The organism is Flavobacterium sp., from assembly GCF_027483985.1.
Taxonomy (GTDB): domain Bacteria; phylum Bacteroidota; class Bacteroidia; order Flavobacteriales; family Flavobacteriaceae; genus Flavobacterium.
The window spans coordinates 25,252-47,889 of record NZ_JAIXTJ010000017.1 but is presented as its reverse complement, the minus strand read 5'-3'; the positions used below and the strand labels follow the sequence as shown (position 1 = coordinate 47,889).

The following is a 22,638-nucleotide window of genomic DNA, read 5'->3' as shown; positions in this document are numbered from 1 at the left end:
GTCTTGACTTTATTTATTCGTTTTTCTTATTTGCGTAAAAATATAAAGAGTGATTAGTGATTTCTATACCAAAAATTTCCTCCATTGTTTGCTTGATGGTTTGAATTCTTGGATCACAAAATTCAATTACTTCACCAGTATCTGTCATAATGATGTGATCGTGTTGTTTATCAAAATAGGATTTTTCATAATGTGCTTGATTTTGTCCAAATTGATGTTTTCTTACTAAGCCGCAGTCTAAAAGTAATTCTATAGTATTGTATAATGTAGCTCTAGAGACGCGATAATTTTTATTTTTCATTTTGATATACAAATTTTCGATATCAAAATGTTCTTGACTGTTATAAATTTCTTGGAGAATTGCGTAGCGTTCAGGCGTTTTACGATGTCCTTTGTTTTCAAGATAGGCTGTAAAAACATTCTTTACGATTTCTTGATTTTTGGTATTATCTGATGCTATTTGTGTCATATTCTGCAAAGATAAATTTTTAGTTTAAAGTTAAAAAGTTTAATCGTTTAAATTTATAAACTGTTGTTAATAATAAAATTTAGTTGGTGTTTACTCTTGATACTTTATCAATTCCGTCGATTTTCTTGATGTTGTCAATTAGTTTTTTTAAGATGGTATTGTTTTGAACGACAACCGTAACTTGTCCGTTAAAAATTCCGGCATCACCATTTAGTGCAATGCTTTGAATGTTTACGTGCATTTGGTTCGAAATTACTTTGGTCAACTCATTGGTTAACCCTAGAGTATCCATTCCGGTAATTTTTAGAATGGCTTTAAACTCTTGTTGCGTTGAATCAATCCATTTAGCTTGCATAATGCGGTAAGCATAATTAGATTGCAATGAAATAGCATTCGGACAATCTTTTTTATGAATTTTTATTCCTTCATTAATGGTCACGAAACCAAATACTTCATCACCTGGAATTGGATTACAACAAGTAGATAATTTATAATCTAATCGGTCTTGTTCTTTACCAAAAACTAATAAATCGTAATTATTACTGAGCTCTTGTTTATGAATTTCATCAGAATTTGTGCTTGGTGTACGTTTGATTTTATTTTTGAAGAAATTGATAAGCGTATTGCTTTTTTGAGCAGCATAATCTTTCAATTGTTGGTTTTCTATAGAACCAATTCCAACGCGGTAAAACAAATCAAGACTTGTTTTTAATTTGAAATAATTAACCAATTCATTTACAACGCCTTCGTTTAAAGTGATTTTTAAATGTTTCAGTTTTCTAGTTAATAATTCTTTTCCTTCTTCTGCGATTTTCTTAGTGTTCTCGTTAAGAACATTTCTGATTTTGGTTTTGGCTCGCGATGTTGTTACGTAGTCTAGCCAGTTAATGGTTGGTTTTTGATTGGCCGATGTAATAATTTCTATTTGATCACCACTTTTTAGTTCGTAATTTAGTTGTACTAATTTACCATTAACTCTAGTTCCGCGTGTTTTTATTCCGATTTCAGAATGAATACTGAAGGCAAAATCGAGTGAAGTTGCGCCTTTTGGTAGTGATTTAATTTCTCCTTTGGGTGTGAAAACAAAGATTTCTTTGGCATACAAATTCATTTTGAAATCTTCTACAAAATCAACTGCATTGGTTTCTGAATTTTCTAAAGCTTCTTTTAAAAGATTTAACCACACATCTAAGCCATTTTCTTCGGTTGCGCCTTGCTTGTATTTGTAGTGTGCAGCGTATCCTTTTTCGGCAATTTCATCCATTCGTTCGCTTCGTACTTGAATTTCCACCCAACGACCTTTTGGACCCATCACAGTGATGTGCAAAGCTTCATAACCCGATGATTTTGGGGAAGAAATCCAATCGCGCAAACGACTTGGACTCGGACGATAATGATCTGTAATTAAAGAATAAATTTTCCAAGCCAGAAATTTTTCATCGTGTGTATTGGATTTATAAATTATTCGGAGCGCAAATTTGTCGTAAACTTCATCAAAACTTACATTTTGAGCTAACATTTTTCTACGAATCGAATAAATTGATTTTGGACGACCTTTTATAACATATTCAACGCCTTCTTCATCTAGAGATTTTTTTAAAACATCGGAAACTAATTTGATGTATTCGTCTTGTTCTTCTTTGGTTTCTTTGATTTTGCTTACGATATCTTTAAAAACCTCGGGTTCGGTATATTTTAATCCTAAATCTTCAAGTTCTGTTTTAATGTTATACAAACCCAAGCGATGGGCAAGTGGTGCATAAATATATAATGTTTCAGATGCGATTTTAACTTGTTTGTAGTCAGGCATTGAATCCATTGTTTGCATATTGTGCAATCTATCGGCAATTTTTATCAAAATTACACGAACATCATCATTTAATGTTAATAACATTTTACGGAAGTTTTCCGCTTGCATTGAGATGTTTAAATCTTTTTTTACTTGAGATATTTTAGTCAATCCAGCAACAATTTGTGCAATTTTAGGATTGAACATTTTTTCGATATCTTCAACGGTAATATCAGTATCTTCCACAACATCGTGCATCAAAGCCGCAGCGATACTTGTAGCGCCAAGTCCGATTTGAGAAGCCACGATTTTGGCCACACCAATAGGATGAAAAATATAAGCTTCGCCTGATTTTCGGCGTTGGTCTTTGTGTGCATCGACGGCAACATCAAATGCTTTTCGTATTATTTTCTTGTCATCAGCTGTAAGTGTTTGATAACTAATGCGAAGTAGTTCTTTGTATTCGCGTGCTAATGCTTTTTTCTCTTCTTCTAAATCAATTTCTGTCATAGCCAATTCTTCAATTAGCTAAAAATACTAAATTGTATTGAATTTGCAATAAAAAAAATCCAAATTCTTTCATTTTTTTTAAAGAATTTGGATTTCGGAAAAGTATTTATTTTGAATTAATTATCGGTTCGATAAAAATCTAAATCGTGAAAGTCATAGCTAAAGTCGGTTAATGGCGAAATGGCTTTCATTTTGAATTTTATAGCGCGACCTTGAGCATCTAATTCAAAGAAGATATGAGCGTCGGCATTAAAACTTCGGTTATCCCAACGCACTACAAAATTTTGGTCTTTATAGAATTGTACGGAACCTGAAAGTCTCGGTGAGCGTTTGGATTTGAAAAATAAAATACCTCTTTTTACATAAATATAAACTTCTCCAAACCAATTATCATTGTAAGTTCCGATGTATTTTGTTACGTCTATAGTCGTTCTTTTTATGGAATTTTCATCTACTTTCTTCCAAACTTCTTCTGTAATTTTATCAGCATCTTCTTCTTGTGATTTTCTATTTTTTGACAAATTTTCTAAGTGATCAAAATAAGGTAATCCTAAATAACTGTCCTTAATTGTGTTAGATATAGTATTAAATGCAGCACCAGACTGCTGATTGGTCAAAACAATGATACCAAGTTGAAGATCTGGAATCATTATTGTTTGTGTCACAATTCCGTCTAAACCGCCTGTGTGTGATACTTGAAGATGGCCATTTAAATCATTCAATCTCCAACCCAAACCATAAGCTGTAAAATTACAAGAATACGGATTACTTTCTCTATTGGGTAAAATGGTTTGTGGTGTCCACATTTGTTTGTGCTGCGTTTCACTAAAAAGTGCTTTGTCACCATCATACTTTCCTTTATTTAATTGAGCAATTACCCATTTGGATAAATCATTTGTACTTGAATAGATTCCGGCAGCAGCATCAAAAATTGGGTTTGTGTAACGTTTAACAACTTCGAGTTTTCCGTTGGTTGGCACGTGAGGTACGATGGTATTTGTAGTGTCTTTTAATCGGTTCCAATTTGTAGCCGAATTGTTCATTTGCAAAGGTTTCAAAATACGTTGGTCTACAAAATCACACCAAGTTATTCCAGACACTTTTTCGATTACTTCTCCAGCAATAACATATAATAAATTGTCATAATCATATTGCGATCTGAAAGATGAAACTGGTTTTAAAAATTGGATGTTTTTTACAATATCTTTCGGCTTAAAATCGTGTCCGTCGGGCCAAATCATTAAATCTCCTGCACCCAAACCCAATCCGCTTCTGTGAGTTAACAAATCTCGAATGGTAAATTCATTGGTAACGTAGTCGTTATACATTTTAAATTCGGGAATGTATTGAATTACTTTATCGTCCCAATTGATTTTTTTTTCATCCACAAGCATAGCCAATGCAGCAGCAGTAAAAGCTTTGCTATTAGATGCAATTCCGAAGAGCGTATTTCCATCTACTTTTTTTTGCGTATTGATATTGGCAACTCCATAACCTTTTGAGAGTACGACTTTTCCGTCTTTAACTATTGCAACGGCAATACCAGGCACGTTAAAAGTTTTCATTGTTTTTTCAACTAAAGCATCAAGCTTTGCTTCTTTAATTTGTGCATTCAAACTAAAACTAGTTAGTAAGGTTGCGAGGATTATTTTGTAGTTCATTTTTTTGAAATTAGTTTGTTGTATTGTTGTATATTGTATTGTTGTACGAGTAAAGGTTATTTATAGCTAGTTTTGAGATTTAGGCATTTCATTATTTTTGTTTCACTTATCACTTCTAACTAAATCCTCTTTGTCTTTTGGCTTCGAATAGTAGAATAGCTGCAGCTACAGATACATTCATCGAGTCGATTTCACCTTGCATCGGAATGATGATGTTTTGAGTAGCATTATCACGCCAAGCTTGGGTTAAACCAGTAGCTTCTGTACCAACAACTAAGGCACTTGCAGTGGTGTAATCTTGGGTGTGATAAGCGTTAGAATTTTGCAAGGTGGCACCAAAAACTGCAATTTTTTTGTCTTTTAAAAACTGAATTACATTTTCGGTTGTATCAGTTGCAATTTGGTTTGTGAATAGACAACCCACACTTGAACGAACAATATTTGGGTTATATAAATCTGTTTTTGGATTTGCAATAATTACACCGTCAATTTTTGCAGCATCACAAGTGCGTAGCATTGCGCCAATATTTCCGGGTTTTTCGATGGATTCCATTACCAAAATCAAAGCATCTTTTGGTAATAGTAAATCGTTTAATGCTAGTGTTTTGGTTTTTGCTACAGCAACAATGCCCTCAGTTGTGTCTCTGTAGGCAAGTTTTTGATAAATATCTTTTGTAATTTCAATCAAATCGACTTTGGTCGTGACGATTTTATTGATGTCACTTTCAGAAATTAATTCTGGTAAAAATAGAATAGTGTCAAGTTGATAATTTCCTTTTATTGCTAATTCAATTTCGCGTTTTCCTTCAATTAAGAACGTTCCTGATTGTTTTCGAGCTTTGGCTTTTTCTTGTAAAAGCACCAAAGATTTAATAAAAGGATTTTGTATAGAAGTGATTTGTTTCAAATGTAATAAAGTGTTTAAGGTGCGAAGTTACTGAGAATTTTAAAATATGCAATCTTAAAATTTAGTTAGTACTATTTGGTAAAATACAACCAACCAACCAAAGGATTAGGATAATCAACATCGTTTAAATTCAATAAGTAAAAGTAAGTTCCTTTTGGAGCTAAAGAAGAGCTTATTGTTGGTCCGATAGCGATTGTTCCGTCCCAATCATAGGTGTTGTTATTTCCTTTCCAGATTAATCTTCCCCAACGGTTGTAAATTTCTAATTCAAAATTTACAAAAACATTTCGCAATCCGTCGATGAAAAAGGTGTCATTAAATCCATCAGTATTGGCAGAAACATAATTATAAATAGTTGGAGCACAGTTTTTTGTTCTTAAATTAAAAGATGTAATATTGAAACAATTATCATTTTCAATTCTGATAAAAAGTTCCTTTGGTGCGGTTGTATTATAATTTGTAGTATTACTAATTGGATTGGTATTATTGGTTGCATCGGCTAACGTTTCATAAAATCCTATAAAATTATCGGTAGCATTGGCTAATACCAAGTTGGCATAATCTGAAAAATTAAAAGTGCCGACATTAAATCCTTCGTTGCAAGTAAATAAGTCTTGTAATTCGTTGAAATCGGGCGAAAACCATTGGCTTAGTGATTGTATATCATCGTTATTGTTTTCCGCAATTTCGAGCACAATGCCTGTTCCTGTACCATTATCATCAACAACAAACGTGAGTACAAAATCTATCGTAATTGCATCAGGCAAAATAATACTAATTTGTCCGTTTTCAGAACCATCTATCGGAATAACGTTTTGTGTTTGCGTTTGACCAACTAGTATTCCGTTTGCATAAATGGCTATTGGAGTTCCTGCTGCCAATGGGTTTGTTGAATTTAGATTGGAAACTGTATAATCCACAATATAATTTTTGGAATTACAAGATTGATTAACTGTTTCGATCGCTATAGTTGCATCGGGCAATTGACTGTTGAGTTTGGTTACAACGACGTTAATTAAAACAACATCTTGACCAGAGGTTAGTTGTATCAAGGCGGTATTATCACCAATATTGATATTATTTTGAATGTTATAAACATCCAAATCCATATTGAAAAGAGTTGCACTGTTGGTTATACTATTTGTTCCGTTGAAGGCGTTGTTAGCAGGATTTAATGGCGGATTGCTAAGGATATTTCCGTTGATTCTCAGCGTTTCATTGATTGCCAAATTAGAGTCACCTTCCCAAGCGATAAACCCTATTTGCGCATCGTTATTATCAATTACATTTAAGCTGTTTAAGGTAATGTTTAAGGCAGTCGGAATACTTTGTAAACCATCGTATACATTAATTTGATTGAGCGGCAAATTCAAATCTTTATGAATGATCACCATTGCCCAACCTGCAAAATTGGTTCTATTGTTGCAATAACCTGTGATATTTAGTAATGTTTGTGTAATACTAAAATCAGATAAGGTGTAGGTTCCATTTCCGGTAGCAATCACTTGATCGGTAACCTCTGCAAACGCACTAAAATAGGAAAGTCCTGTACTGGAAGCAACATTTGAAAAAGTGCGCTGTGGCGTAATTGTTTCTGAATTTAATTTAACATCAAAATCACCAAATCCTGAACCTGCCCAATACAAATAAGCGGCTTTAATTTCTTGATTAGGATTTAAATTTAATGATGCACTCGATGAAGTTACCAATAAATTACTACATCCTGGAGTGATATTGTTTTCACCTAAATTCATAGTATTTCCTACAAATGTAAAATCATATCTGCCATTAAATTGATTGAATAAAGTTATGTTTTGCGCATAACAGTTGCAAAAAGAGAGTAAAAGTATACTAAATACAAGGTAATGTAGTTTTAGATTCACAGAATTATAGCAATTATGATGTCTAAATTAGTCATTTATTTTTAATTATGACTATTTTTGAAATCCGATTTACTAGTAAAAAAATGTGTAATTTTCCAGAGTTTTAATTTTAGTTGTGAAGCACTACCAAATTCGATTATATACTACATCAGATTTTGATCAATGGAATACTTTTATAAGTGTTGCCAAGAATGCTACTTTTCTATTCGATAGAAATTTTATGGAGTATCATTCTGATCGATTTGAGGATTATTCGTTAATGGTTTTTGATGAAGAAAAATTAGTAGCCGTTTTGCCAGCCAATCGAACAGGTTCATCGGTTTATTCGCATCAAGGATTGACCTACGGCGGACTAGTTTTAAATGCTAAAGCTAAATTAAGTTCAGTTATTTCTATGTTCAAAAGTGTTTTGCAGTTTTTGAATGAAAATTCAGTTGAAACATTAACAATTAAAACCATACCTAATTTTTATTTAAATTATTATTCGGATGAATTAGAATATTGTTTGTTTTTGACTCAAGCTCAATTGAATAGGAGAGATGCACTTTCTGTAATTGATTTAACAAAACCCTATTTTATTTCGAAAACCAGAAAAGAAAGCATTCGCAGAGGCAAAAAAAATAGTTTAATTATTAAGGAAGAACTAAATTTTGAATTGTTTTGGAATGAAATTTTGATTCCTAACTTGAATAAGAAACATCAAATAAAACCTGTTCATACCGTTGAAGAAATCACTTTATTGCAACAACGATTTCCTAATAACATTCGTCATTTTAATGTCTATCACAATGATAAAATTGTGGCAGGAACAACCGTTTTTTGTACTGAAAAAGTTGCTCATCCGCAGTATATTTCTGGAAATGTAGATAAAAATGCATTGGGAAGTTTAGATTATTTGTACCACCATTTGATTACCGAAGTTTATAAAGACAAACATTTTTTTGATTTTAATAATTCAAATGAACAACAAGGAACGAAAATCAATCAAGGCTTGCTGTTTTGGAAAGAAAGTTTTGGTGCGAAAACCGTTGTTCAAAATTTTTATGAAGTTCAAACTAAAAATTATCACCTGTTAGAATCGGTTTTGATATGATAAAATTCCTCGATTTACAAAAATTAAATTTGGCTTATCAAGAACAGTTTCAAGAAAAAATGAAGTTGGTTTTAGATAAAGGATGGTTTATTTTGGGTGACGAAGTAAAGTCGTTCGAATCTAATTTTGCCAGATATTGCAATGCAAAATATTGTATTGGAGTAGGCAATGGTCTGGATGCTTTGGTACTACTTTTTAAAGCTTACATACAACTCGGAAAATTGCAAAAAGGAGATGAGGTTATCGTTCCTGCAAATACTTATATCGCTAGTGTTTTAGCTGTTTTACAAGCCGATTTAGTTCCGGTTTTAGTCGAACCAAAATTAGAAACCTATAACCTCAATCCTGATTTGATTGAAGCAAAAATCACCTCTAAAACTAAAGCTATTTTGCCCGTACATTTATACGGTCAGTTGTGCGAAATGGATAAAATTAATGCTATTGCAAACAAACACAATTTACTAGTAATTGAAGATGCAGCGCAAGCTCACGGTGTATTCAACAATCAACAATCAACAATCGACAATCAACAATCTAGCGCTGCATACAGCTTTTATCCTGGCAAAAATCTTGGTGCACTTGGCGATGGTGGAGCAATTACAACTAATGATGATGAGTTAGCCAAAGTACTGTTTTCTTTACGAAATTATGGTTCAGAGAAAAAATATCATAATCAATTTGTTGGTGTTAATTCAAGATTAGACGAACTTCAGGCAGCTTTTTTGAATGTTAAATTGCCTAATTTAGATACTGATAACGAAAATCGAAGAGCTATTGCCAAACGTTATTTATCTGAAATTAAAAACGATAAAATCATCTTACCGCAATGGGATTTTTCTGCGAATCACGTCTTTCATTTGTTTGTCATTCGAACGAAAAACCGATACGATTTACAGGAATATTTGTTACAAAATAAAATTGAAACCGTTATTCATTATCCAATTCCGCCGCATAAGCAAGAAGCTTTTCCTGAATGGAATCATTTATCATTTCCTATTACAGAAAAGATACATAATGAAGTTTTGAGTTTGCCAATAAGTCCTGTGATGACTGATGATGAGGTAAGTTTTGTAATTGAAATTTTAAACAACTACTAATTGAATATTATCAAAGAAATACTATCCAAACCTTTATTTAAAGTAATTTCTTTGAACGGAATTAGTATTTTAATTAAGATTTTTGTCGGATTTATTACTTCTAAATTCATAGCTATTTTTGTTGGTCCAAGTGGATTGGCTTTGGTAGGAAATTTGAGAAATTTTCTAACCACAACAGAAGCTTTTGCCTCATTGGGTTTTGAAAATGGCGTTGTGAAATATGTTGCCGAACACCAATCGGAGGAACAGCAATTGAAAAAGACAATTTCTACTATTTTCATCACAGTATTATTTGCCTGTCTTGCTATAAGTTTGGGTTTGTTTTTCTTGTCAGATTATCTAAATAATACTGTTTTTGGAGCAAAGTATAATTATGGTTTTATCTTTAAGTCGCTTGCGGTTGCTTTGCCATTTTATATTGGAAACATCTTTTTAATAGCTACAATTAACGGATTTGGTGCCTACAAAAAAGTCATTTATATCAATATTATCGGGAGTTTAATTGGTTTACTAGCTTCTGTTTTATTGATTTGGAAATTGAATACCGAAGGTGCTTTACTATCAATTATTGTAACGCCATCGGTTTTGTTTTTAGTTTCATTTGTTGCCATCAATCAAGAACTGAAGATAGTTCGCCTTATTAATTTAAGTTCATATAATCTTTCTTTTCTTAAAAATTTGTCCTCTTATTCTTTGATGGCGTTAGTTTCAGCAGTTTTTGGACCTTTAGTTTTTCTTGCCATACGGAAAAATATTATTCTAACTCTAGGTTTAGAGCAAGCCGGTTTTTGGGAAGCGATGACCAGAATTTCATCTTACTATTTTATGTTTATTACTTCGCTAATTGCGATTTATTATTTGCCCAAACTTGCCATTGCCAAAGATAAAACCGAAACCAAAGCGCTATTTTGGAACTACTTTAAAGGAATTCTACCTTTATTTACAATAGGAATGATTGTGCTATATTTTTTAAGAAATTTAGTCATACAATTTGTCTTTTCCGAAGAATTTTTACCCGTGTCCAAATTGTTTTTTTGGCAATTACTTGGTGATGTTTTTAAAGCTGCGGCATTTATTTTGGGATACCAATTTTATGCCAAGAAACTAACTAAAGCGTTCATTGTATCGGAATTATTTTCGCTTTTTGTATTGTATTTTAGTAGTATTTATTTGGTTGCTCAATTTTCAATTGAAGGCGTTGTGATGGCACACGCTTTTACTTATTTTATCTATTTTATTACCTTGTGTATTTATTTTAGGAAGAGTTTATTTGCTTAGTTGAAGCATCTCAAAATCACCTTTTCCATTTCCGAAAACTATTATTTTTTCGTAATTATCTAAAGTTATTTTTTCTTTAATTCGATTTACTTTTTCAATTCCATAGCAGTTTTTTGATTTGAAATTGCCCGAAATTTGATTGTCAATAATTTCAAGTTCTGTGGCGATGATTTGAATATTATTTTCTTCGGTCCAGCCTTGAATCCATTCGCTAAACGAAGCAGTTACAATATAAATATCGGCGTTTTTTTCTTGAAGATTTTGAATATTTTTCCAAATATTTTTGTTGAGGTTTTTTGGAATATTTTCTTGTGCAAACTGTTTACCTTTTTCTAAAAATAATTGATAGGGCTCGTTTTTAAAGAAATAAGTTAGGAACTTTTGTTTAGCAGTTTCATTTGAAATTTTTCCTAATTTCCACTTGATAAGTGTAGGAGCAAGTGCAAAAAATCCAATTGCTAATTGAAAATTTCCTTTGTAGAATCTTGTAAATTCTATTAAACTATCTTTTTTATAAAGTGTTTTGTCAAAGTCAACAAGTACTAATATTTTCATTTTAATTTCTGAAATATAATAAATAACTCATTAATAATAACCAACCTAAAATTGTAAGTTGGATAAAACGATCGTTCAACACTATTTTGGTCGGTGAATAAGTGGATTGATCAACGAAAACCAATTTTAAATACCTAAAGATTCCGTTGATGACAAAAATTATTGAAACATATAATAAATTGGACTGATAATGCAATTGAACTTCGGGCGAAATACAATAAAAGATGTAGCAAACAATAATTATTGAGGCTAAAATTCCTAAAATTATATCAATAAAAATTAGGTTATAACCTTCAATATTTTTGCGCACATCATTTCCGTTTTCTGCGAGAATGACATCGGTTCTTCGTTTGGATATTCCTAAAAATAATGCTAAAAGATAGGTTATCAATAAAATCCATATCGAAGGTTCGACATCACTTACTACTGATCCAGCAACAATACGGAGTATAAAACCAACAGCAATGATATTTACGTCTAGAATAGCAATGTGTTTAAGCCATTTAGAATATAAGAAATTTAAAACTAAATAGGATAAAATCACAACAAATAACTCCACCGATATCAAATAAGAGATAGTTATTGAACTTATCAGCAAAATCGTCATTAGTAGTAATCCATTATTTATACTAATACTTCCTGAGGCAAGTGGTCTAAATTTTTTTTGCGGATGATTTCGGTCTTCGTTTATGTCAAAATAGTCATTTAAAACATAGATGCTACTTGATGCAATGCAAAAACAAAGTACTGCTAAAATCACATTAGTCAAATGGTTTAGGTTTAGAAATTGACTGTCAAAAAAAAGCGGTGCTAAAACAAACGCATTTTTGATGTACTGTTCAACTCTAATTAATTTTAGGTAGTCTTTCATTTGTTTTTAATCCGTTGTAAACTATAAAATGTTCTGTTTCTTGAATTTTATTGAAATTTTTGTAGATGTAATCAGCAATAATACTAAAATTTTCTCTTTTTGAAGGCATTAATTCTTCGCCATTAATAAATGATTTTTCAATAAATAGGTAGTTTTCTTTTTTAGCTGCAATGTTAATGAAAGTTGTTGCATCTCGATTCACTTCTGTATTAATTATCCAATCGGCAGGAAAAAGACTTTTGCTATTAAAAATATAATTGGTCATCGCCATATTGGGTGCAACAATTGTTTTTAAACCATATTTGGCTCTTAATGATTTTAATTCTTTAAGTTTTTTTAAATTGTCTTTTGTCGTATAAATATAGTTTAGTTTTGGTGCTATTTCGTTTAATGAGCTTGAAATTTTTGATATATTTTGTTCTCTATAGGGTTTATAATTATGCGAAACTGCTAGTAAACTTAGCAATAAAATCAAAAAAAATTTTAGTTGAGTAATTTTTTCAAACTGATTTTGAAATATCAAAATTAAAGATAGAATGATACCAGTTGTATATAAAATTGGAAAAGGATAGCCTAAACTTATGGCTGAGCACCAAGCAGTTCCCAGTAAAAGTAATGATGGTAAATAGTATTTGAAACTTTCAAAGGTAAAATCTATTTTACTTAATAATCCAAAAACGCAAGCGATTGCTGCAATTCTTGAGGCGATTAAAAATTCAAATGAAAAACACAATCCAATCGAAAATAATAGTACAATAGCTGAAACTATTTCAAACCATTTTTTAAAGTTGAAAGGTACATTTTTAAACCTAAAATAGTAGGATAATACGATGGCAAAAAATAGGATTACATAGATTTGAATTTTATTATCATAAATCCAGAAATAATTTAAAAATCCAGCATAAAGTAAGTCTTTTAAATGTGTTTGTCCTGTGGTTTGTTTAAGGAAATTGTCTAACGTAGTAATTGTCGTAATCCAATAAAGAAATAACGCAATAAAAAAAGAAATGAATAGCGATAGCATTAATCCTTTTTTAATTCCGTTTTGAATGGTAATAAAAACTATAAAAAATATTGGGATTAAATAAAATGATTGTTTGGTTAGAGCTGATAAAACGCTAAATAATGCAATTAAAATCAAATAAAAAGTATTGTTTTCTTTAATTTTTGAAGAAAAAAATAAAGCTAAAGAGGCAAAAAATAATCCGTCGGTTGTTGGCCAAGGATAAGGAGGAAAATTCAATAAAGAAATTACAAATCCTATGGTCATTATTGCCCATTTATTAATATTTAATTTTTGTAAGCCATAAAAATTATCAAAAGCTGTAACGGTGAAAAATACTTGAATACCAAACATTAGGTAATTGGTAACTCTTATCCAATAAAATTGTCCCATTTCAGGAAGAAATTTCATAAAAAAAGAATGAAAGTATAAAGTTACTGGCGGACCTTTATAAAGAAAATCTTCATAAACATTTTCTCCCGTAACGATTCGCCAAGAAAAACTCGGAATGTAACCCGTATCCCAAAATTCAAATCCAATGTGAGCTAGTACTAAGCAATAAAATAAAACTGTTGCTATAAAAATAAGAAAGTAACCATCAATTTTTTTTATTTCTCCCATACATTCAAATATTTTTCAGCTACTTTTATATAGTCGTGCTTTTTTTTAATAAAAGCTTTTGCTCGATTTCCGATAGCGTCAATTTCGTTCGGATTTTCAATTAAAAACGATAATTCTGTAACTAAATAGTCAACATCTGGCAAAGCATTAACAGCTACTTTTTTAGATAATTGGTAATAGTCTTCAAATTCTTTTTCGGCACCAGTAAATACTACTTTTCCTTTTGCCATAGCTTCTAAGGCATTGTACCCTTGGTCATAAGCATAGATTTGATCTAAAACAATGTGCGCTTTATTAAACAGTTTGATATAATCTTGATACGGTATATTTCTAGTCACAATAACTTCAACTTTGTCAACATATTTTTGTTTGATAAGTTCCAATGCTTTTTCAAAAAAAGGAATTCCTTTGCTATAAGAGTTTCCCAAATTAATCCCAAGAAAAATAACTATTTTGCCTTGAATTGGGTTTTCAATAAAGTTGTGATTTGAAATTATTATTGGATTCGGAATCATTCCCAAAAACTTCGGATGATTTTTTAATGGATTTACATAATCTAAATCACTTGCAATAATTCCGGTGACGTTTTTTGCAAGAAATTGGTGTATTTTGAGGTGCGTTTTTGAATTGAAGTCAAACATCCATTTATATTGTTCTTTTATTTCCTTCGTTCCTTCAAAGTACGGATTCATTATCGAATAACGCTCTTTTTTTTCGAGCATATGATTCAAAGTGTAGTGATCGACACCGCTGCACAACAAAAAGAAATTTTGATTTTGAGTAAAAAGTTTTTTTAATAAATACAATTCCAATTTGGCTGTGGTTTGAATCGGAGCTTCATTTATTAATTGCACACAATCATATCCTTTTAATTTTTTTAAGAGAAAATAAAAACGAATACCACGTTCTATTTTTGAAATATCAAATTGGGTTAATCTGTAGATAAGTTGTCGTGGAATATTGCCGATTTTGCTTTCGCACCAAAATGCTCTGTTAGAGTAATCTGAAGGGTAATTTTTAAAGCCATCACCGTTACTAACAAGAACAACTTGATGTCCTAATTTTAGCAATCCTTCTTTGAGAGAATTATGTAATCGGCTAAACTCACCTACAAGTAATATGCGCATTTAAAAGTTTTATTTACATTTGCTAAAATACACAAATATTTATGATTGTTGATTTACGATTTTTGATTTTTGAAGTATTGCCCATCTTTGTACTACTGTAATTAAATTTTGTAGTATGATAAAACAATTAATGTGTTGAATTTAAATAAGAAGCCCACAAAAATTGCACTTGTCACTGTAACACTATCTGATGGTGGAGCGGAACGTTGTGCTGCAAATTTATCGCACTTTTTTGTAAATCAAGGTATTGAAGTACATCACATTGTTTTTGCAGGAAAAATAGAATATGATCATTCAGGCAAGGTGATGCATCTAGCCAAATACAGCTCAAGTAAATTTGGAATTGTAAACAGAATTCAAAGATTTTTTCACTTAAAAAAGTATCTAAAAGATCAAAATTTTGATTTTATAATTGATTTTAGAGACAAGCATTTTTTTTGGCAAGAGTTTATAATCCACAACTTTCTTTATAAGAATCACATACAAACTATTCACAGCAATAATTTGGAATCTTACCTTCCAAAAAGTAAATTTTTTGCACAGTTGCTTTACAAAAAATGCAAGCAATTTGTTCCGGTTTCCATAGGAATTCAAAAGAAAATAGAAAATAGTTATCAAATCGAAAACGCTACGTTAATTTATAATCCTATTGATTTTAAAAAAATAAATCGATTTCAAACAGAAGATATTGATTTTAAAGGCGATTTTATTCTTGCAGCCGGAAGTATGAACAAGAATATAAAACAATTTGATCATCTGATAGAATGTTATTCGAAATCAAAGTTGCCCGAGAATAATATCAAACTAATAATTTTAGGCGACGGAAAGTTAAAGCAAAATTGGATCGATTTAGCCGAAAAAATAGGGCAGAAGGATAGAATTGTTTTCAAGGGTAATGTTGCCAATCCATATGCTTATTACTCTAAAGCGCTTTATACCGTACTTACCAGTAAATATGAAGGTTTACCAATGGTTTTAATAGAATCGTTAGCTTCTGGAATACCAGTAATTGCATACAATTGTGAAACTGGTCCAGCAGAAATTATCAATCATTTACAAAATGGTTTGTTGGTAGAGAATCAAAATAAAGAAGCGATGATTAAGGCCATAAATACATTTTTTGAGGATAAAAACTTATATTTACATTGTAAAAATAACAGTATTGCAAGTGCGTCAAAATTTGAACTCGAAAACATTGGAATGCAATGGTTATCACTTTTAAAATCACTAAAAAATGAACATTGAGTTAATTGATATTCCTAAAATAATAAATAAAGAAGGTAATATTGCCGTACTTGAAAATGGTGTGGTTCCTTTTGAAATAAAAAGAGTTTATTATTTATATGATATTCCGAGCACTTCAAAACGTGGCGGACACGCACATAAAAAATTAAACCAAATTCTAATTGCAATTTCTGGAAGTTTTGATGTGGTACTAAAAGATGGCACAGATAAAGAAGTAATTACTTTAAACAAACCCGATAAAGGTTTGTTAATCACCAACAATATTTGGCGAGAATTAGACAATTTTTCTTCTGGTGCAGTTTGTTTAGTTTTAGCTTCCGAAGTTTATGATGAAGACGATTACATTAGAAGTTACAAGTCGTTTGTTTCTTACATCAAGACGAATAAGTAGCTATTTTTATGCCTTTTTTTATTAAATAAGATTTTATGCTATCTATTGTCACTAACAAATTTGTAGGCAATTTTAGTAAAACTTTCTGTTTCCAATTGAGTTTTGATGTGTCTATAGATTTGATTAGTAAATGTGCAGCATTTCTATCGCCATAAAGTTTGAGTTTTTTGGCCAAAACATATTTTTCAAAATTGATGTACGTGGTAACGTCTGCATTTTTTTCTTCAAATGATTTGTATTTGTTATAGTCTGGAAGTTTTTTATTGACAATTGATGTTGCTGTAATTTGATTTTCAATTTGCATTAAATAGCTCATCGCGATTGTTGAAGAGTAGGCGAGTTTAAAATGAAAATTGGCTCTAATATTAAAATCAATATCTTCTGAAAAATTGATATTTTCATCATAATTTCCGACTTTTTGGTAGACTTCTTTGTGCACACAAACACTACCGTGATTATAAATTCCTTGTCCAATGTTTAATTTGAAGAAGTTGATATAACCTTCATAATTTTCTGCTAGAGAACTTGAACCATTGTACGGTTTGTAGGTTTTGGTCGGATAAATTTCTTCATAATTCGTTGCGAAAATTTTAGCTTCCGGAAAATTATGAATTAGCCGATGAATGGTTTGTAGAAAGTTAGTTTTCCACAAATCGTCGGCATCGAGAAAAGTGATGTAGTTGGATGTTGCGTTTTCAATTCCGGTATTTCTGCTTGCTGAAAGTCCTTTATTTTTCGGATGATGAATTAATTTGACTTTTTCTGATAAAAAAGGAAGTATTTTTTCAATACTATTATCGGTACAACAATCATTTATAATTAAAACTTCATAATCAGTAAACGTTTGATTGAGAATACTTTTAAGAGCATTTTCAACATATTTTTCTTTGTTATAAAGCGGAATGACTACTGTAAAAAAAGGCATAAATTATTCTTTAAGTATAAAATCAAAAATAGCATTCCAATCGTTTAACTGATTGCTGGTATCAAAAGTATATTTATTTCCTTGATATTGTATGGTTTTAGCAACAAAATCAGTGATCAAACGCGCTAATTCTTTTGGATTATTGGCATCAAAAAACGATACTTTTTCGTAATCACCAATAGTTTCTTTAGCGTAAGGTAAATCAGCAGCCAAGATTGGTTTGTTAAATCCTTTTGCTTCCGATAAAGGTAAACCCCAAGTTTCAAGTTTTGATGGAAAAAGTAAGCAATCCATAGCTTCATAGTAACTAAAAACTTCGTTTCGGGTTAATTTTTCAGTGAAAACAAATTGCGGTAACGAATAGTGATTTAAAATATAATCACCATATTTAGAATCGTTTTTACCAAATGTTAAATGCACTTGTATTTGATTTTTCAAAGTATCGGGTAGGAGTTGTAGAGCTTCTGCAATACATTCAATATTTTTAAAACTTCTAGCAATTAACGGATAAAAGAAATGAATTTTAGAAGCATCTAATTTAATTTTTTTTGAGTTTGATACTGCAACAAATTCTGGTTGACAAACTCTTACGTTATTGATATTATATAGTTTTTCAAATTCTTTTTTGATCCAATGTTGTTGCACAAAAACAGCTTCATTTTTCTTAATATTAATTTGAAATAAATACTTGTATAATATTGAAAACACACCGACTTTGTAATCAAATTTCCAATCGTTGAACGTTGCTTTGTAGAAAACGGTTGGATGATGGCAATACACAAATCGTTTTTTAGCTATGACATTCGGACTAACATCGTGCAATGAAAACCAAATATCAGGATTTAATTTTTTAGCTAATTTTTTAAAGTAAAAATATTCGAAATACAAGCGTTTGAACCAAGATTTTTTGGCCTCAGGAAATTCTAAATATTCAATATTTGGATATTCGAATTTAGATTTATCGTGAACTAAAGCAATGACTTTAATGTCTTTATTTTGAATGTATTGTGATATTTTTTGCAAACAATTGTCCATAATAGTGAAAATTCCACCATCTTTCATGTTAATACCTGATATGACAATTGTTTTCTGTGACAAACTATGCAATTATTTTAAACGTAAAAGTCCATATTTAAGGATACAATAAATAGCTCTAAAACCATCTTTCCAGTTTATTTTTTTTCCTTCTTCATAAGTTCTTCCATAATATGAAATTCCTACTTCATAAATTCTGATTTTTTTTACTCTGCTGATTTTGGCAGTGATTTCGGGTTCAAAACCAAATCTTTTTTCAGTTAAAACGATTGATTGCAATATTTTGGTATTGAATAATTTATAGCAAGTTTCCATATCGGTTAAGTTCAAATTAGAAAACATATTGGATAAGAATGTCAAAAATTTATTTCCGATGGTGTGCCAAAAAAACAATACTCGATGCGCATTTCCACCCATAAATCGCGAACCATAAACAACATCAGCAAAACCATCTAAAACAGGTTGCAATAAAATGTTATATTCCTCAGGATTGTATTCTAAATCGGCATCTTGAATTATGGTAAAATCGCCAGTTGCCTTTGAGATTCCTGTATGAATTGCCGCGCCTTTTCCTTTGTTTTTATCGTGAGAAAATAATTGAATGTTAAATTCAACATTAGTCTTAATATAGTCATTAATCACCGATTTAGTATTATCGGTCGAGCAATCATCAATAATTATAATTTGTTTTTGTAAGTTTCCGTTTAAAGCAACATTTTTTACTTTGTCTAGCAATAAATGTATCGTTTTTTCTTCATTAAATACTGGAATTATAATTGTTAATTCTCTCATTAAATATATATTTTTGTAAAAATATGTAAATATTTTATCTAAATCCTATGGCTGTAAATAAAAAAATAAGTTTTGAGTTACTTTTACTTTTTAGTTCTGTAGCTTTTCTACTTACCTTAGTTTTTAGTTTACAGTTACTTAAGCAATCATTTTATTGTCCAGATTGTGATAGTTATGTTAATTCTGTAAAATTATTTATTACTGAATTTGCAGTTCACGAATATAGACCAATCGGACTTTCTTTTTTTTATGCGTTACCAGTATTTTTTAAAGATAATCATTCAATATTTTCAGCTTTATTGCTTCTGACAAACGTTGTTCTGTATGTTCTAATGGTTCAATTGTTTTTTAAACAATTATTACTTTTTTTTTCAAGAAAAACTTCCTTTTATATAAGTTGTTTATTTATCAGTTTTATAGGAATTTCTATTAACATAACCCTTATGTTGTCGGAACTACCTTTTCTTTTTTTGATGGTACTTGCATTTTATTATTTAACTAAATATTTTAAAACCTATACAATTCGATATCTTCATCTTGCTGTTTTTATTTTTTTGTTTTCAATATTAATTCGTCCTGGAATTATCTTTTTTGTAGTTCTAATTTTGCTATTTTTCTATAAAGAGTTGCTAAAATCACTTTTAGCAAAGAGTTTTATTTTAATTATTCTAGTCGTTTTTCTACTTGTTTTTCAAATGATTGCAATGAAAGCTAAGTTTGGTGATTACACTTTTAGTTATATTGGCGATGTCACTTATTACAATTATCTCGGAAGTAAAGCCGTTTGTTTTAAGGAAAATAAAGTGCTCAATCAATCTACTAATTCTAGAGCAACTTATATTTTTAGTTTAGATTTTACCAATCAAAAGAAAGTGGCCACTCGAGATTTTTTATCACAAATTCAATTTAACACTAAAAATTTAGTAGCAGCCTATATTGATGATATTGAAGAAAATACCAAAACAGGTTCTTCCAATTTATTGATTTTAGAAAATAAAAACCAATCTATAGGATTTAATTTAATAGTAAATATTGCTAAAGAACTTTCGGAATGGCAAAACAAATTACTCACGTTGTTTGGTCTTATTTTTTCGGTACTATTGGTAGTATTGCATAAGAAAGTACCAAAGATTATCTTGTTCTTTTGTGCCTACTTTTTTTATGTTTTTTTGATTTCAGGAATTTCCAGCACTCAAGGTGATCGTTTCCACGTATTGTTTTATCCTTTTGTTGTATTACTTATATTTTATTCAGTAAAACATCGTAACATCCTATTTACGGCAACCAAACTATCAGCTAAATGATTTCAAAAATAAAATACGAATATTTGTTGTTTTTAATTGCAGTGTTTTGGGTGTTGATTTTTTCTTTCACACTTCAATTAGTGCCTCATTTTAATTATTTGGGTGATGATGTCACGTATTTAGAAGCCGCCAAAATGTTGTATCATAATGGCCAAGTAAGTCCAACGAGACCGCTGTTAATCGCGGCAATTTTTGGATTTCCTTATTTGTTTGGTGGTTATACTGCAATGGTATTGCAATGGTCGTTTTTGATTAATTTTAGCGTCTGGTTTTCATCAATTATATTATTTTTTAAAATAGTTGAAGCGATTATCAATCGAAAAAATGCTTTTACTTGGTCGTTGCTATTTATTTTTTGCATCGGTAATTTGGCTTATGCTTTTCAATTTTTACCAGAAACTATATTTTCATTTTTGCTGTTGCTAGCGGTCTTTTTTATTACCAAATATTATAAAAGCCAAAAAGTTGATTATGTTGTTTTATCTTTATCAGTATTGTTTTTTTGTGCACTTATCAAGCCAGTTGCTTTAGGAATAGGAATTTTATTGTTCTTTTTTTATATCAAAAAAGTAAAGTATATCTTGTTTTCAAAATTTTCGATTGTGTTAGCTTTCAGTTGGGTATTAATTTTTTTTCAGATATTATCTTTAAAAAAGAATTTTGGCGACTACACAATTAGCTATATAGGTGCTGTTACTTATTACAACTATGTTGGTGCAAAAGCAGATTGTTATAGAAAAGATATCGAATTTATACCTGGTGAAAACCAACGAGCCAAAACTTTAGAAGGTTTGTCAAGTCATCAAATAAAAATACTTGCCAATGAAGATTTTAAAGAACAGTTCAGGAACAATAAGCTTAATTTATTAAAAGCTTATGTATTTTGTTTATACTCCAATGCTAGTAAAGGGAATTACATTGTTAGTGAATGTAAAAACAAGTCAAAAACGAGCTACTTTGAAAGTTGTAGATTTTTATTTAAAGCAATTTCCAAAGTTCAAAATAATTTATTTACAGTGCTTGGATTATCATTTTCGTTGATAACTTTCAAAAATTATAAAACAAGTAATGCTGTTCAGCTATTCTGTTCTTTGAGTGTGCTTTATATAATTTTTGTTTCTGGAATTTCTTGTTTCCAGTGCGATCGATTTCACATTGCTTTTTATCCAATGGTACTCGTTCTGCTACTTCAAAAGATTAATTTACCTAAACCGTTCTTTGCACAACCTCAAATATAGCACCGTCTTCACATTTTAGTGTTTTTGATGGAAACTTCATTAACAAAGCATAATCGTGCGTTGCCATAATAATAGTTTTTCCATTGGCATTGATGTTTTTTAGAACTTCCAGAACTTCAGCACTTGTTTGTGGATCAAGGTTTCCTGTTGGTTCATCTGCAAGAATTAATTCAGGGTCATTTAGTAAAGCTCTTGCAATTGCAACACGTTGTTGTTCGCCACCTGAGAGTTGGTGTGGCATTTTATTCGCAAATCCTTTCATACCAACTTTATCAAGAACTTCATCAATTTTATTTTGCATTTCGGTTGCATCAACCCAACCAGTTGCCTTCAACACAAACAACATATTGTCGTTCACATTTCTATCTGGAAGCAATTTAAAATCCTGAAATACGATTCCTATTTTTCTTCTCAAATAAGGAATATCTTTTTCTTGTAATGTTGCTAAATCATATTCAACAATATGTCCTTCACCTTCTGTTAAAGGCAAATCGCCATAAAGCGTTTTCATAAAACTACTTTTTCCTGTACCAGTTTTTCCGATAATATAAAGAAATTCACCGTGATTTACTTCAAGATTTACTTGCGATAAAATAACTTTATTTTCTTGGTATATAGTAACGTCTTTTAAAGATAATACAGGTTGTGACATAGGAAATTTTGTTTAGGAGGTAAAAGTAATAAATTTTCGATATTAGATATTAGATTTTAGATATATAAATTTTAGAATGCTAAAATTAGAAACTTAACTTGTTGACTTATATTGTGCCGTAATAGTTAGAATAATGTAATTTTCTGAAATAGGACAATGAAAGCCTTAAAAGCATCCGAAAAGATTGGAATT

20 protein-coding genes are annotated in these 22,638 nt (G+C 30.5%); 7 read left to right on the top strand and 13 right to left on the bottom strand.

Annotated elements, in window-relative coordinates; all coding sequences use genetic code 11:
* Window positions 1-13: 13 nt before the first annotated feature.
* From Q0050_RS03000 to Q0050_RS02980, 5 genes are all read right to left on the bottom strand, one after another.
* Window positions 14-469 (bottom strand): Fur family transcriptional regulator, encoded by a 456-nt coding sequence (locus Q0050_RS03000; RefSeq protein WP_298392525.1) that lies wholly within the window; start codon window positions 467-469, stop codon window positions 14-16.
* A gap of 79 nt (window positions 470-548) precedes the next feature.
* Window positions 549-2,768, bottom strand: a complete 2,220-nt coding sequence (locus Q0050_RS02995; RefSeq protein WP_298392524.1) for a RelA/SpoT family protein — start codon at window positions 2,766-2,768, stop codon at window positions 549-551.
* A gap of 116 nt (window positions 2,769-2,884) precedes the next feature.
* Window positions 2,885-4,429, bottom strand: a complete 1,545-nt coding sequence (locus Q0050_RS02990; RefSeq protein ID WP_298392523.1) for a serine hydrolase — start codon at window positions 4,427-4,429, stop codon at window positions 2,885-2,887.
* A gap of 115 nt (window positions 4,430-4,544) precedes the next feature.
* Entirely contained in the window at window positions 4,545-5,336 is a 792-nt protein-coding gene (locus tag Q0050_RS02985) for an RNA methyltransferase (RefSeq protein WP_298392522.1), read from the bottom strand.
* Window positions 5,337-5,407: 71 nt separating this feature from the next.
* Window positions 5,408-7,090: a gliding motility-associated C-terminal domain-containing protein gene (locus Q0050_RS02980; RefSeq protein ID WP_298392521.1), complete on the bottom strand. Its 1,683-nt coding sequence runs from the start codon at window positions 7,088-7,090 to the stop codon at window positions 5,408-5,410.
* Between the two features lie 244 nt (window positions 7,091-7,334).
* Here Q0050_RS02980 and Q0050_RS02975 point away from each other — a divergent pair, with 244 nt between their 5' ends.
* Genes Q0050_RS02975 through Q0050_RS02965 form a run of 3 tightly spaced genes read left to right on the top strand, consistent with a single transcriptional unit; the run spans window position 7,335 to window position 10,687 of the window.
* Complete coding sequence (locus Q0050_RS02975) at window positions 7,335-8,312, top strand: GNAT family N-acetyltransferase (protein WP_298392520.1); 978 nt, start codon at window positions 7,335-7,337, stop codon at window positions 8,310-8,312.
* Window positions 8,309-9,409, top strand: a complete 1,101-nt coding sequence (locus tag Q0050_RS02970) for a DegT/DnrJ/EryC1/StrS aminotransferase family protein (protein WP_298392519.1) — start codon at window positions 8,309-8,311, stop codon at window positions 9,407-9,409. Before Q0050_RS02975 ends, Q0050_RS02970 begins: the two co-directional genes overlap by 4 nt.
* Window positions 9,410-10,687, top strand: coding sequence for an O-antigen translocase (locus tag Q0050_RS02965; RefSeq protein WP_298392518.1), 1,278 nt, complete (start codon window positions 9,410-9,412; stop codon window positions 10,685-10,687). It abuts the gene before it with no gap.
* Here the strand turns inward: Q0050_RS02965 and Q0050_RS02960 are convergent.
* The 4 genes from Q0050_RS02960 to Q0050_RS02945 are packed head-to-tail and all read right to left on the bottom strand — an operon-like array spanning window position 10,676 to window position 14,864.
* Window positions 10,676-11,242, bottom strand: a complete 567-nt coding sequence (locus tag Q0050_RS02960) for an HAD family hydrolase (RefSeq protein WP_298392517.1) — start codon at window positions 11,240-11,242, stop codon at window positions 10,676-10,678. The two genes, Q0050_RS02965 and Q0050_RS02960, sit on opposite strands and share 12 nt — an antisense overlap.
* 1 nt (window position 11,243) lies before the next feature.
* Entirely contained in the window at window positions 11,244-12,113 is an 870-nt protein-coding gene (locus Q0050_RS02955) for a decaprenyl-phosphate phosphoribosyltransferase (protein WP_298392516.1), read from the bottom strand.
* Window positions 12,088-13,737: a hypothetical protein gene (locus Q0050_RS02950; protein WP_298392515.1), complete on the bottom strand. Its 1,650-nt coding sequence runs from the start codon at window positions 13,735-13,737 to the stop codon at window positions 12,088-12,090. The genes Q0050_RS02955 and Q0050_RS02950 overlap by 26 nt, the downstream gene beginning before the upstream one ends.
* Entirely contained in the window at window positions 13,725-14,864 is a 1,140-nt protein-coding gene (locus Q0050_RS02945) for a glycosyltransferase (RefSeq protein WP_298392514.1), read from the bottom strand. The genes Q0050_RS02950 and Q0050_RS02945 overlap by 13 nt, the downstream gene beginning before the upstream one ends.
* A gap of 135 nt (window positions 14,865-14,999) precedes the next feature.
* On the opposite strand from Q0050_RS02945, the gene Q0050_RS02940 reads away from it, so the two are divergent.
* The gene (locus tag Q0050_RS02940; protein WP_298392513.1) at window positions 15,000-16,109 is read left to right on the top strand and encodes a glycosyltransferase; all 1,110 of its coding nucleotides are present in this window, start codon (window positions 15,000-15,002) and stop codon (window positions 16,107-16,109) included.
* The gene (locus Q0050_RS02935; RefSeq protein WP_298392512.1) at window positions 16,099-16,500 is read left to right on the top strand and encodes an FdtA/QdtA family cupin domain-containing protein; all 402 of its coding nucleotides are present in this window, start codon (window positions 16,099-16,101) and stop codon (window positions 16,498-16,500) included. The genes Q0050_RS02940 and Q0050_RS02935 overlap by 11 nt, the downstream gene beginning before the upstream one ends.
* On the opposite strand, the gene Q0050_RS02930 is transcribed toward Q0050_RS02935, so the two are convergent.
* The 3 genes from Q0050_RS02930 to Q0050_RS02920 are packed head-to-tail and all read right to left on the bottom strand — an operon-like array spanning window position 16,484 to window position 19,252.
* Complete coding sequence (locus Q0050_RS02930) at window positions 16,484-17,425, bottom strand: glycosyltransferase family A protein (RefSeq protein ID WP_298392511.1); 942 nt, start codon at window positions 17,423-17,425, stop codon at window positions 16,484-16,486. The two genes, Q0050_RS02935 and Q0050_RS02930, sit on opposite strands and share 17 nt — an antisense overlap.
* Before the next feature lie 3 nt (window positions 17,426-17,428).
* Entirely contained in the window at window positions 17,429-18,523 is a 1,095-nt protein-coding gene (locus tag Q0050_RS02925) for a glycosyltransferase (RefSeq protein WP_298392510.1), read from the bottom strand.
* 9 nt (window positions 18,524-18,532) lie between these two features.
* The gene (locus tag Q0050_RS02920; protein ID WP_298392509.1) at window positions 18,533-19,252 is read right to left on the bottom strand and encodes a glycosyltransferase family 2 protein; all 720 of its coding nucleotides are present in this window, start codon (window positions 19,250-19,252) and stop codon (window positions 18,533-18,535) included.
* Between the two features lie 704 nt (window positions 19,253-19,956).
* Here Q0050_RS02920 and Q0050_RS02915 point away from each other — a divergent pair.
* Both Q0050_RS02915 and Q0050_RS02910 read left to right on the top strand, forming a co-directional pair.
* Window positions 19,957-20,556 carry a hypothetical protein gene (locus tag Q0050_RS02915; protein ID WP_298392508.1) on the top strand — a complete coding sequence of 200 codons (600 nt, stop codon included), beginning with the start codon at window positions 19,957-19,959 and terminating at the stop codon, window positions 20,554-20,556.
* Entirely contained in the window at window positions 20,553-21,794 is a 1,242-nt protein-coding gene (locus Q0050_RS02910; RefSeq protein WP_298392507.1) for a hypothetical protein, read from the top strand. The genes Q0050_RS02915 and Q0050_RS02910 overlap by 4 nt, the downstream gene beginning before the upstream one ends.
* Here Q0050_RS02910 and Q0050_RS02905 read toward each other — a convergent pair.
* Window positions 21,763-22,446: a cell division ATP-binding protein FtsE gene (locus Q0050_RS02905; RefSeq protein WP_298392506.1), complete on the bottom strand. Its 684-nt coding sequence runs from the start codon at window positions 22,444-22,446 to the stop codon at window positions 21,763-21,765. The two genes, Q0050_RS02910 and Q0050_RS02905, sit on opposite strands and share 32 nt — an antisense overlap.
* Between the last annotated feature and the right edge of the window lie 192 nt (window positions 22,447-22,638).

Coding starts and splice junctions, on each gene's coding strand:
- Q0050_RS03000 (WP_298392525.1), bottom strand. CDS start 469: ATGACACAAATAGCATCAGATAATACCAAAAATCAAGAAATCGTAAAG.
- Q0050_RS02995 (WP_298392524.1), bottom strand. CDS start 2,768: ATGACAGAAATTGATTTAGAAGAAGAGAAAAAAGCATTAGCACGCGAA.
- Q0050_RS02990 (WP_298392523.1), bottom strand. CDS start 4,429: ATGAACTACAAAATAATCCTCGCAACCTTACTAACTAGTTTTAGTTTG.
- Q0050_RS02980 (WP_298392521.1), bottom strand. CDS start 7,090: ATGAATTTAGGTGAAAACAATATCACTCCAGGATGTAGTAATTTATTG.
- Q0050_RS02970 (WP_298392519.1), top strand. CDS start 8,309: ATGATAAAATTCCTCGATTTACAAAAATTAAATTTGGCTTATCAAGAA.
- Q0050_RS02960 (WP_298392517.1), bottom strand. CDS start 11,242: ATGAAAATATTAGTACTTGTTGACTTTGACAAAACACTTTATAAAAAA.
- Q0050_RS02955 (WP_298392516.1), bottom strand. CDS start 12,113: ATGAAAGACTACCTAAAATTAATTAGAGTTGAACAGTACATCAAAAAT.
- Q0050_RS02950 (WP_298392515.1), bottom strand. CDS start 13,737: ATGGGAGAAATAAAAAAAATTGATGGTTACTTTCTTATTTTTATAGCA.
- Q0050_RS02945 (WP_298392514.1), bottom strand. CDS start 14,864: ATGCGCATATTACTTGTAGGTGAGTTTAGCCGATTACATAATTCTCTC.
- Q0050_RS02935 (WP_298392512.1), top strand. CDS start 16,099: ATGAACATTGAGTTAATTGATATTCCTAAAATAATAAATAAAGAAGGT.
- Q0050_RS02930 (WP_298392511.1), bottom strand. CDS start 17,425: ATGCCTTTTTTTACAGTAGTCATTCCGCTTTATAACAAAGAAAAATAT.
- Q0050_RS02920 (WP_298392509.1), bottom strand. CDS start 19,252: ATGAGAGAATTAACAATTATAATTCCAGTATTTAATGAAGAAAAAACG.
- Q0050_RS02915 (WP_298392508.1), top strand. CDS start 19,957: ATGAAAGCTAAGTTTGGTGATTACACTTTTAGTTATATTGGCGATGTC.
- Q0050_RS02910 (WP_298392507.1), top strand. CDS start 20,553: ATGATTTCAAAAATAAAATACGAATATTTGTTGTTTTTAATTGCAGTG.
- Q0050_RS02905 (WP_298392506.1), bottom strand. CDS start 22,446: ATGTCACAACCTGTATTATCTTTAAAAGACGTTACTATATACCAAGAA.